This window comes from Phyllobacterium bourgognense, from assembly GCF_003337575.1.
In the GTDB taxonomy this organism is placed as follows: Bacteria; Pseudomonadota; Alphaproteobacteria; order Rhizobiales; family Rhizobiaceae; genus Phyllobacterium; species Phyllobacterium bourgognense.
The window spans coordinates 380,331-390,788 of sequence record NZ_QPJM01000004.1 but is presented as its reverse complement, the minus strand read 5'-3'; the positions used below and the strand labels follow the sequence as shown (position 1 = coordinate 390,788).

Annotated in this window: 10 protein-coding genes; 5 read left to right on the top strand and 5 right to left on the bottom strand. The window is 56.3% G+C overall.

Translation table 11 applies throughout. The features are described from left to right. The first annotated feature begins 507 nt into the window (after window positions 1–507). The gene (locus C7476_RS10645) at window positions 508–699 is read left to right on the top strand and encodes a hypothetical protein (RefSeq protein WP_114429882.1); all 192 of its coding nucleotides are present in this window, start codon (window positions 508–510) and stop codon (window positions 697–699) included. Between the two features lie 102 nt (window positions 700–801). Here the strand turns inward: C7476_RS10645 and C7476_RS10640 are convergent, their stop codons facing one another. Further along, the gene (locus C7476_RS10640) at window positions 802–1,233 is read right to left on the bottom strand and encodes a DUF1810 domain-containing protein (protein WP_114429881.1); all 432 of its coding nucleotides are present in this window, start codon (window positions 1,231–1,233) and stop codon (window positions 802–804) included. A 44-nt stretch (window positions 1,234–1,277) separates the two neighbouring features. Continuing rightward, a complete protein-coding gene (locus C7476_RS10635; RefSeq protein WP_114429880.1) occupies window positions 1,278–3,335 on the bottom strand; it encodes an ATP-dependent helicase in 2,058 nt (685 codons plus the stop codon). A 92-nt stretch (window positions 3,336–3,427) separates the two neighbouring features. On the opposite strand from C7476_RS10635, the gene C7476_RS28500 reads away from it, so the two are divergent. From C7476_RS28500 to C7476_RS10620, 3 genes are all read left to right on the top strand, one after another. Then, on the top strand, window positions 3,428–3,631 hold the full coding sequence (locus C7476_RS28500) for a hypothetical protein (protein ID WP_114429879.1): 204 nt from the start codon (window positions 3,428–3,430) through the stop codon (window positions 3,629–3,631). 390 nt (window positions 3,632–4,021) lie between these two features. Next, entirely contained in the window at window positions 4,022–4,624 is a 603-nt protein-coding gene (locus C7476_RS10625) for a transglutaminase-like cysteine peptidase (RefSeq protein ID WP_114429878.1), read from the top strand. Between the two features lie 282 nt (window positions 4,625–4,906). Continuing rightward, window positions 4,907–6,118: an MFS transporter gene (locus tag C7476_RS10620; RefSeq protein ID WP_114429918.1), complete on the top strand. Its 1,212-nt coding sequence runs from the start codon at window positions 4,907–4,909 to the stop codon at window positions 6,116–6,118. Here the strand turns inward: C7476_RS10620 and C7476_RS10615 are convergent. The 3 genes from C7476_RS10615 to C7476_RS10605 all read right to left on the bottom strand — a co-directional run bounded on the left by C7476_RS10615 (window position 6,091) and on the right by C7476_RS10605 (window position 9,795). Next, a complete protein-coding gene (locus C7476_RS10615; protein WP_114429877.1) occupies window positions 6,091–7,056 on the bottom strand; it encodes a LysR family transcriptional regulator in 966 nt (321 codons plus the stop codon). The two genes, C7476_RS10620 and C7476_RS10615, sit on opposite strands and share 28 nt — an antisense overlap. Before the next feature lie 620 nt (window positions 7,057–7,676). Then, window positions 7,677–8,666 carry a substrate-binding domain-containing protein gene (locus C7476_RS10610; protein ID WP_114429876.1) on the bottom strand — a complete coding sequence of 330 codons (990 nt, stop codon included), beginning with the start codon at window positions 8,664–8,666 and terminating at the stop codon, window positions 7,677–7,679. A 64-nt stretch (window positions 8,667–8,730) separates the two neighbouring features. Next, window positions 8,731–9,795 carry an ABC transporter substrate-binding protein gene (locus C7476_RS10605; RefSeq protein WP_245426255.1) on the bottom strand — a complete coding sequence of 355 codons (1,065 nt, stop codon included), beginning with the start codon at window positions 9,793–9,795 and terminating at the stop codon, window positions 8,731–8,733. 305 nt (window positions 9,796–10,100) lie between these two features. Here C7476_RS10605 and C7476_RS10600 point away from each other — a divergent pair, with 305 nt between their 5' ends. Continuing rightward, entirely contained in the window at window positions 10,101–10,355 is a 255-nt protein-coding gene (locus tag C7476_RS10600; protein WP_114429916.1) for a DUF982 domain-containing protein, read from the top strand. Window positions 10,356–10,458: the final 103 nt, after the last annotated feature.

Below are 10,458 nucleotides of genomic sequence, written 5' to 3'. Positions count from 1 at the left end.
ACTTTCGCCAAACGGTCAAAGTCTCTGAACCGGGCCGAAAAAGCCTGATGTGCCGCAGCAGCGGCGTCACGTTGTTGAATGATGTGGGCAGGCACTGCTGTGCCGATTGATATCAGTTTCACGGATTGAGACATCGACACTCCTTGGTGACATTGTCTCTGCAATCGACGCGGCACAAGTGCTGCCATGAGGACCCTGCAGGACACATCTCTTCGACAACACTTGAACTGGTGTCAATATTCGAGGAATAATTATCCACTCGGTGCTCGATAATTATCGGCGATAGTAAGGGTCGCCGCCGCAGAAGACGACGGGACCTGCAAACCGATTGGATGCCTACCCAGTTTGATGAAGACAGGCCGTGCCGCGGCACGGCCCGTGACACATTCAACAAACGTCCAAAAATCATACTACAACGAGAGTTCGGCCGAATAGAAACGTCGCTCACGCGATGCGAATACAAATCGGCAGCGACACGATCACCGACTCAACTCCACCGAAGGAGACATGATTGATCTCAGCGGCATCGACGCCGATGCCGCTACATCCGATGACCAGGCCTTTCATCTCATCGGCGATAGTGAATTCTCGAATTCTGCCGGCGAGCTACGGATATTCCAGGTTCAACAGGATGCGCCCACCGATCTCGATCATTGGATGGTCGAGGCCGATAGCAATGGCGACGGTATCGCCGACTGATCATTCAGGTCGACGGGCATCTCGATTCCGGATTGTTAGCGCATGATTTCACGTTGTGAAGCCAATTCTCCGCTTGCCTAGGCATGCTTGGACCCCGTTCCGCTAAAACCCGAGAAGCGCCAGCGACCTTTTATCCATGCGGCCGTCGCAGAACTGATCCAGAGCACGTTTGAAAACAACACGATCACTCGATGCCAGTGAAAAGAGCGTCATCGATGAACAGAACTTCAGATCATCCGGAGATCCCAGTAGCAGATTGAGAGACGTATCGGTGTGGGTCAACAATATCTCGGTACAAATCACCAACCGCTCGCCTAGAAGCCGATGACCCAGATACGCTTGCGCTTCGTCAAGCGATGCTATGCCGTAAAACTGTGCCATGGAGGAGTGGCCAAGACTCTTCAGCTGTGGAAAGACGAACCACATCCAATGACTGCGTTTTTGTCCTGACCTCAACTCCTCGAGCACCCGCTCAAAGACAGGCTCCTGCGCTTGGACAAACCTTTCCAGGTTAAATTCGGTTGCTTCTGTCATTACACTATGTGTCGCGACCTTCTATTCGCGCTTTTCGACGCCCGCTACTGCCACATGCCTCGCATACGCGCTCCGATGTCCACGCGCATCCTTGGCTGCTCCGATTGTCCGGCAGCACTGGACCGTGCCAGAGGCCATGCGATGCATTCGAAATATTGCAATAGCGTAGCCGGGATGAATCGTGTCCGGGAAGCATAGACATGCCGGTCGCCCTGGGCATTCTGGCCATGGGTAAAGAAGCGCTGCGGCACGACAAGGTGAAGATTGTCCTTGGCACGGGTCATGGCGACGTAGAGCAATCGCCGTTCCTCTTCGAGTTCTGCCGTAGAACCGACGCCGAGGTCGGAGGGCATGCAGCCATCGACTACATTGAGCATATAAACGGATTTCCACTCCTGGCCCTTGGCCGAGTGGATAGTCGAGAGAATGAGATAGTCCTCGTCGAGCAGCGGCACGCCGGACTGGTCGCTGGTCGCGTCCGGAGGGTCAAGCGTCAATTCAGTGAGAAATCGCTCGCGCGATGGATAACCCGCTGCAATCTGCTGCAGTTGCAAAAGATCGGCTTGCCGCATCGATGCATCTTCATGAATGCGTTCCAAATGCGGTTCGTACCAGAGCCGCGCCCGCTCGATCTCGGCCGGCCACGCTGCTTTCTCTACACGGATCTGCTGCAGCATTTCTACAAAGCCCGTCCAGTCCTCGCCGGCCCGAGGCGGCACAGGAATGACGGCGAGTGCTGCAATTGGATCGGCTTCTTCCGCCATCCGATCCAGCACACGTTGCGCTGACGAAGGCCCGACACCGGGCAAAAGCTGCATCAGCCGGAACCCGGCCACGCGGTCGCGCGGATTCTGCGCAAAACGCAGCGTTGCAAGCATGTCCTTTACATGGGCGCTATCGAGGAATTTGAGCCCGCCGAATTTTACGAAGGGTATGTTGCGGCGTGTCAATTCCACCTCCAGCGGCCCGCTGTGATGCGACGTTCGAAAAAGCACTGCCTGCTGTTTCAAAAGGGTTCCGGTTTCGCGGTTCTCCAGCACGCGTTCCACGATATAACGTGCCTGATCGGCCTCGTCGCGAACACTGACAAGTTGTGGCCGTTCAGCCGATTGCCGTTCCGTCCAGAGATTCTTGGTGAACCGTTCCGAGGCAAGGTCGATGACGCCGTTGGCGGCGGCAAGGATGGTCTGCGTAGAGCGATAGTTCCTATCCAGCGTTATGATATCCGCGGACGGGCTGAATGCCTTGGGGAAATCGAGAATGTTACGAACTGTGGCCGCGCGAAACGAGTAAATCGACTGTGCGTCATCTCCTACCACGGTAAGCCCCCGGCCACCTGGCTTCAGCGCCAGGAGGATCGAGGATTGCAGGCGGTTGGTGTCCTGATATTCGTCAACTAAAACATGATCGAACCGACCGCCCATGTCGTCGGCGAAAGCTGAGACACTGGCGGTTTGTGCCCAATAAAGCAATAAATCGTCGTAATCGAGAATATTCTGTATCTGCTTGGCTTCGACATATGCGGCGAAAAGCTGGCGCAGCTGAGCATCCCAGGCAGCGCACCAAGGAAAGAAAGTCTTGAGTACTTCGTCGAGCGGCTGTTCCGAATTGACGGTGCGGGAATAAATAGCGAGACAGGTGCCTTTGGTCGGAAACCTGCTTTCCTTTTTGGAGAAGCCCAGTTCATGCCGGATGATATTCATCAGATCGGCAGAATCCTCGCGGTCATGAATGGTAAAATCCGGGTTGAGGCCGATCTGGTCCGCATATTCGCGCAAGAGACGGGCGCCAATGCCATGGAATGTACCCGCCCATTCCAGAGCATCGGCCAGGATACCGGACTTCGCGCCCAGCACCTGACCGCATATGCGCTCGACGCGGCGGGACATCTCGGCGGCGGCCCGGCGTGAAAACGTCATCAACAAAATCCGGCGCGGATCAGCTCCGTTTACAATCAGATGTGCGACGCGATGCGCAAGCGTATTGGTCTTGCCTGAACCGGCACCAGCAATCACCAGGAGCGGCCCAGCGACCTGACCTACGCCATATTCCACCGCCATTCGCTGCTCGGCATTCAGTTTTTCCAAGTAGGCAGCGCTCATATGATCCCCGACAGGCAGTCTCGCGAATCAGCCGCGAACAGAGAGTGAACGTATCATCAGCGAAATTACTTGGGAAGATCAACCTCCGCGGAATGAAACCATCGGCGGACCAAGGCGTTCTGCTATTACCTGCGATCGAAGCACATCGCTCTGGCCATCGGAAGGATGACACCATGGCCGATGATTTTGACGAAGACGACGAAGATGTCTGGGCAGTTCACAATTCTCTCGGCTGGTACCTCGGCATATTTATTACTGGCGTGATAGTGGCAGCACTCGTCGCGAATATTATCTGAAGTGTTTGCGTCAATGGCCAACTACCTGAGAGCATCGGTGCAATACCTTTGGATGCACCTTAATAAGAAATAGTAGCCAATCGCGATTGATTGAAGCGAACATCGTATCTGTGCAGAATGGTGTGGCTGATTGACCCCAGCGGGCCCGGTGCCCATTCCCCCAAGCCCCGCCGGGCCTTTTTCCATGAAAGCGCATATCATCCGAAATGGATCCAGACGATCGAGACCCGCCAAAAGCCGAGTATGATCCGTACCTTACGCCGATCCGGCCTTACGTGGTGCTGTTCGTCGTGATAACAGTCTCGGTGCTTTTTGCAGGTTGGTTGTTCGGTCGATGAGGTTATAATCCCCACACACATCTGCTTTTGGCAATTCGCGGGAGAGCGTCGGATGATCCGCAAATATACTCTGCCTGTTTTGACGGCACTACTAATTGGAAGCCCCGTTTCGGCTCCGGCATTTGCGCAGGGAACGGAGATGCAACTTAACGGCAAGGGCTTTGGTCCACCGGCATTTCGCTCCTTTTGCGGGCGCTTCGCGACCCTTTGCAACACCCGCTCAGGTGCGAGGATTGTCCAGTTGACGGCGGATAAACGCCGGCAACTTCAATTGGTTAACTCAACAGTCAACGCGAGTATCAAGCAACAGAGCGACATGCAGACCAATGGTGTCGAGGACCTCTGGACGATCCCGACCAAAGCCGGCGACTGTGAAGATTTTGCAATCCTGAAGAAGCGCGAACTCCTGAAACGAGGTTGGCCAGCCGCTGCACTGTTACTTACGGTTGCCCGTCTTTCCTTCAGCAACGAGGGTCATGTGGTGCTGACTGTTCGTACCTCGAGCGGCGACCTAATCCTCGACAACCGTACGAATTCGGTCAGGGACTGGTCGAGCACTTCGTATCGCTATTATGCGCGGCAATCACAAAAATCGGCGGGCTGGGATAGAATAGGCAAACCAATCCCCATCGACGTTACGGCACGGCTGAAGTAACGGACTCAACCGCCTGCATCCAAAATTCAATCGCAGGATGAAATTCTTGCGCCGGATTCGGCCTTTCTTGCGTAGGAATCGGACCAACCCGTGCAAGAATCGCGCCTTTTTGTTTTATTTTTGCTCCTCATCAAGCTTGTTGTCGGCAAATCGTGCGGCGCGTTGCCGCCTTGCTTTGCCGCATGTTGCTATTGCCGCAGTCAGGTGAAAAACTGGTGATCTATTCGCGCTCTTGCAATGAGAGGCCTCCGGAAATTTCCGGTGGGAAATCCGATTCCCGGCATGACTGACATTGATGAATCCGGCTCGTCGATCGAGTCGCTCTACTGGCGGCAGAACCTCGTCGTCTGCCTGCTTGGCTCTTTCACGACGATCGTCGCGATGACCTTGATCTTGCCTTTCCTGCCACTCTACGTTGAACAGCTTGGCGTAAAAGATCATGCGGCGATCGTGCAATGGTCGGGTGTTGCCTATGGCGCAACATTTTTCACAGCGGCGCTCGTCGCGCCGCTTTGGGGGCGTCTTGCCGATCTCTATGGGCGCAAACTGATGCTCATTCGCGCCAGTCTCGGCATGGCGGTTGCGATGTCGCTGATCGGTATGGCGACCGATGTCTGGCAGCTTGTGTTCCTGCGGCTTTTGACCGGACTGCTCGGCGGTTATGCATCGGGCTCCACGGTCCTGGTGGCAACCCAGATGCCGAAGGCGCGAACCGGCTGGGCACTCGGGACTCTTGCCTCAGGCATCATGGCCGGCAATCTTGTCGGTCCGCTGATCGGCGGCGCGCTGCCGCCTCTGATCGGCATCCGCCAGACCTTCTGGCTGGCCGGCGGCGTCATCTTCATCACCTTTCTGGCAACGAGTTTTTTCATCAAGGAGGAATGGCGCCCGGCAAAGTCGAAGACTGAAAGACAGGGCGGCGGCTGGTCGGCCATTCCCGACAAACGGCCAATCATCGTAATGCTGCTCGCAGGCATGCTGTTGATGCTCGCCAATATGTCGATCGAACCGATCATCACGGTCTATGTGGCACAACTCGTCGACAATCCTTCCCATGTCACGATGGTCGCCGGCATCGTCATGTCGGCGGCAGCGCTGGGAAGCATCCTTTCAGCATCGCGCCTTGGCAAGCTTGCCGACCGCATCGGCCATTGGAACGTCATCGTTGCGGCACTTGGTGTATCGGCGCTCCTGTTGATCCCGCAGGCATTCGTGACCGAGGGCTGGCAGCTTGTCGTTCTGCGCTTCCTGATGGGGCTTTCGCTCGGCGGGCTTCTGCCCTGCATCACCAGCGTGATCCGCCACAATGTTCCCGACCGCGTCTCCGGCGCTATTCTCGGCTATGCCACCTCTTCGCAATATGCCGGGCAGGTAATCGGCCCCCTTGCCGGCGGGTTCGTTGGCGGGCATTTCGGCATGCGCGCGGTCTTCCTCGGCACGTGCCTGATGCTTGGCTTCGGCGCGCTCTATGGCTGGCTGGCGCGTCCCCGATAGAGCCGCGGTTGGCCGGTGGGTTCAATAAGCTCGAACGCGACGTTCTCGGCGAGATGGGCGATGAACTTTTCGATGATCCTCAGTGCGGCTTCCGCATGGCCGAAGACGGGGTGCGCCAAAGGTTGCAATAGAAAAAGGGTGCGCGTGAGCGGCGGATTGGCAATCTTCCGCGCAATCAGCGTACCGGCCTCCACCTCCCGTGCGACGACGCCGTAGGGCAGAAACGCAGAAGCCGTACCTTGCGCTATCAGTCCCTTGATCGCCTGTTTCGATTCAATCTGATAGGTGACGTCAAGCGGCAGATGCAGTTGCTCCATCGCCTGTTTGACAAGTTGGATGATCTGGCTCTTTTCAGTGGAGATCACGAAAGTCGCCCTGGAAAGCTCGGCGAGATCGATTGGCCCTTGCTTGTTGAATTCTGTTGTTGGACCGGTGACGAAGAAAATCGACTCCATCAGGACTGGCGTGCAATCGACCGTTTTGTGAGGAGCAACGTCGAACGCCAACGCCAGATCAATCTCGCCCCTGGCAATCCGCTCCGGCAGATTGTGGCTAATATCTTCGATGATATGGACCTTGGCGGACCAGTTCTGCCGGTTGAACTCCTGCGCCAGCGGGGCTGCGAGCAGCATCGAAAGACTGGCTGTCAGTCCGATCGACAGATGACCTGGCTCCGAATTGTTGAAGTTTTTTATATTCTTTTTGATCGTCGCGAACCGTCCCAGCAGGTCTCTGGCTTCTTCGAGAAAATACTGACCTGCAGGCGTTGTCTTGATGCCCCTTGGGCTGCGATCCAGCAATTGCACACCGAGCTCCTGCTCAAGCGCAGTAATCTGCGAGCCAAGCGCCGGCTGGACTATGTTCAATATGGCCGCGGCCCGCGTGATGCTTCCGCTCTCACAAACACATACGAATGATTCAAGCTGACGAACCCTCACAGGTTTTCCTCCTCTGCACGAGCCCGTCTTACCATGCCGGCAGGATCAGGTCATGCTGAAGAGGGTTATATAGCTTGCGGAGGATAGAACCTTTCATACTAGCTGTAGTGACGATTTAACTATTCACCCCCACTCGCAGCTGCGCAGCGACCTCCCCCGTCAAGGGGGAGGTGGGGCGCCAAGCAAGTACACCCTTCACCCTCCCCAACGTGGGAGGGTCGGCGCGAAGCGTCGGGGTGGGGGCATACAACGGATTCCAAGCCAAAACCTTAAATTATCACCACGTCCTCGAGTGTTCAGGTTTGAGACATACCCGCTCCCGCCACCTCTGCTTCATCACGTCCTCGACCTCTCCGTCATCCTCGGGCTTGACCCGAGGACCCACGGCTGAGAAGCGCTATAAGATCGCGTCGCGCGAAAACGCATTCCAGCCAGGGCAGTTTCTCAATGGTAAGCCGCATCACCGTTTTTCAATGACTGGATGCAGCTGCAATGGCGGGCATGTCCATACTCCTTTGCCGTGGGTCCTCGGGTCAAGCCCGAGGATGACGGAGAAGGAAGTGCGCAAGGATGACGGAGAGGGAGGCGCGTTTCGATTAGAATCTGAAAGGCTTCAAAAATCAGATGACGATCCGGGTCATAATGCCTTCCGGGAAAACCTGCTCGGGAGTCATATGTCGTTGGGCGATACCCTGCTGATAAGTATAGAGCATCATCTGTTCGAAGGTTGCCCGGTTCTTTTCGATGCCGAAGGGAAAGGTATCGCCGTCGAAGAGCGCGCGCATGCGGCGGGCGTAGGTGGCAAGCCACGGCAAGGGATAACGCGAGACGGCAGGATCGAGCAGACGTTCGAGGCTGCGGTTCTTGGACTCCTCGAAAGCATTGTAAAGGTTGCGGGCGATCCACGGATTGTCGTCAAGCAGGTGTTTCTTCAGCGCGATGATGTGCATGATCGGCCAGATGCGCGTGCGCTCGTAATATTCCTCCTCCATCTCCAGATAATCTGGAAACAATCGTTCGATATTGGGGTCCCCCTCGAGGAAACAGGTGGGTGGCCGGGCGATGATGGCGCAATCGATCTCGCCGGAGGCGAGCATCTCCGAGAGAGACTTGTCGCCGACGCGGGTCAGCTTGACGCCTTCCGGCAAGTCGAGATCGACCTTCTCGATGCGCCCCGATGCGTTGGCCCCGGCCTGATACCAATGAACGTCCTGCAATTTGACGCCGCAATCATTGTGCATCCAGCCGCGCATGTAGACGGCCGCGGAATGTGCCCATTCCGGCGAGCCGATCCGCTTCCCGCGCAAGTCCTCGACCGTCTTGATGCCGCTGTTCTTGTTGACGTAAAATGAACTGAACCGGAACAGCCGCGAGCAAATGACCGGCAAGCCGATGATGTCGCTGTCGGGCTGGCTGACCTGCGCCATGAACTTGGCAAACGAAAGCTCACTGATGTCCCATTCGCGATTGAAGGTAAACCGCGCGAAAATCTCGTGATGACCCAGGGTCAACCAGTTCAGGTCAAGTCCCTCGGCCCTCACTGCGCCAGTGCGGAAATCACGAAAGTGATCATAGTCGGTCGTGGCTATCGTAAGTTGTTTGCTGGTCATGCCAAGTTCCTGATTGCTTGCTATCTCAGAGCGGAGAACATTCGGTCGAGGGGCCGCCGCAAATTCATTGACCCTTGACGGCCGCGTTGAAGGTGTCGCGCCACTTCGGCAAATTATCCAGCGTGCTGGATGGGTCGACAACGCGCACCTGCAATCCTTCCGGAAGCGGGACGAGCTTGACATTGGTAGGCGTGAATCCGCGATCCGCGAGGATTTTCTGCCCGTCGGTCAGGGTGAAGTCCTGAAAAAGCACTGCAGCATTCGGGTGCCGGGCGGTGCGGGCCACGCCTAGGCCGTTGATGCGCGCCACCGACTGACCAAGCGCATACCAATTGATCGGCGCACCATCCTTGTGCATCTGATCGGCTTTATAGAGATACGTCGTCAAGGCAAAGGGCACTTCGCCCGAGGCGGTGAGTTGGGAGAGGAGGGAGTGACCCTTGCGTAGCGAAAGGCCATTTGTCGCCGCGAGCTTGCGGAAGAAATCGTTGCCCTCTTTCTCGGAGGGAAACGTTGCAGCGATGGTTGCCATCCAGTCATAGGCCTCGGCTTCCAGACCGATTTTGCCGGACCAACGCGGATCGAGAAGATCCTGCCATGTCTTGGGCAGATCTGCTTCCTTGACAAGGTTGGTGTTATAGGCTGCGGTAATGATGTTGAGCCGGCTTCCGACCCAATCCCTGGCTCGCGGAACCGCGTCGGGATAAATGTCGGACATCACCGGCGATTCTATCGGTTGGAGCACCCCTTCGCGATGCAGCGCTTCCAACTCCGGTCCATTCGTTTCGATGACGTCGACTTCATTGCGGCCGGCCTTTATTTCCGTCACGGCACGATGCAGCACATCTTCGGAACTGCCCCGCCAGACGGTAACGGGAATTCCATACTTGGTTTCAAAAGCCTTGGTGATCGCCATGACATCCTCGACGGGTGTCGCGGTGTACAGCGTAAGCGCCCCTTCTTTCCTGGCTCCCGCGACCAGCCGGTCCATGCGATCCGCGCCACCATACTTGGCAATCTCGTCGATGGCGGATTGTGCCAGTGCCGGACCGAGCAACGTACCAATGATGAGTGCAACGCAGGCGGCGGATCGTGCAAAACCGCGGCGGAATTTGTCTATATTCATCATGTTCCTCCCAGTGAATATTTTCCCGGTCCCCCTTGCCTTCGCTCTCCCAAGCGAAGTGCGCCGTTCGGCGCATATCGATGGTTAGTGAGAGTTCCGGCACCTATCCAATACATAGATTGTTTAGGGTCATCTAAAAAACAGATGACTGCCAATGATAGGGCCGGTTGGTCGGAGCCCTACCCTTCGATCGTTCAAGAATATTTCTTCAAATTGTCATGGAACCGGACTCATACCGGACTCATTTCTATGGTTGGCTGAACGGCGCAAAACCGCTGCCAAACTATCCGACATTTGTGGAGGAAGTGATGAACGACAAGCGTTTTCCCATCCCGGTTATGATCACTCTTGGAACTGCCGGTCAACGAGCAGTCTCCAGCGTTTGGGAAGCGATCGAATGCCTGCGAAGTTATTGGCCCGCCAAGAAAGGACCGAGCTATCGCCGGGCTCTGCAAGCCTGCCTTGATGCGCTTGACGGCTGGAAGCCAGCGCACAAGGCGCGCCATGCCTTTATCAGCGCCGCGCGTGAGGCCGGCGTATTTCTGGATACCAGACTGCATTGAGGTGTGACGGCACTTATCTCCCCCTTTGAGGGGGAGGGCGGAGCGAAGCGACGGGAGGGGCCTTCTTAACGTTGCAAAAGAACCCCTCCCTACTGCTACGCAG

Coding starts and splice junctions, on each gene's coding strand:
- C7476_RS10610 (WP_114429876.1), bottom strand. CDS start 8,666: ATGACCAGCAAACAACTTACGATAGCCACGACCGACTATGATCACTTT.
- C7476_RS10620 (WP_114429918.1), top strand. CDS start 4,907: ATGACTGACATTGATGAATCCGGCTCGTCGATCGAGTCGCTCTACTGG.
- C7476_RS10605 (WP_245426255.1), bottom strand. CDS start 9,795: ATGATGAATATAGACAAATTCCGCCGCGGTTTTGCACGATCCGCCGCC.
- C7476_RS28500 (WP_114429879.1), top strand. CDS start 3,428: ATGAAACCATCGGCGGACCAAGGCGTTCTGCTATTACCTGCGATCGAA.
- C7476_RS10635 (WP_114429880.1), bottom strand. CDS start 3,335: ATGAGCGCTGCCTACTTGGAAAAACTGAATGCCGAGCAGCGAATGGCG.
- C7476_RS10600 (WP_114429916.1), top strand. CDS start 10,101: ATGAACGACAAGCGTTTTCCCATCCCGGTTATGATCACTCTTGGAACT.
- C7476_RS10645 (WP_114429882.1), top strand. CDS start 508: ATGATTGATCTCAGCGGCATCGACGCCGATGCCGCTACATCCGATGAC.
- C7476_RS10640 (WP_114429881.1), bottom strand. CDS start 1,233: ATGACAGAAGCAACCGAATTTAACCTGGAAAGGTTTGTCCAAGCGCAG.
- C7476_RS10625 (WP_114429878.1), top strand. CDS start 4,022: ATGATCCGCAAATATACTCTGCCTGTTTTGACGGCACTACTAATTGGA.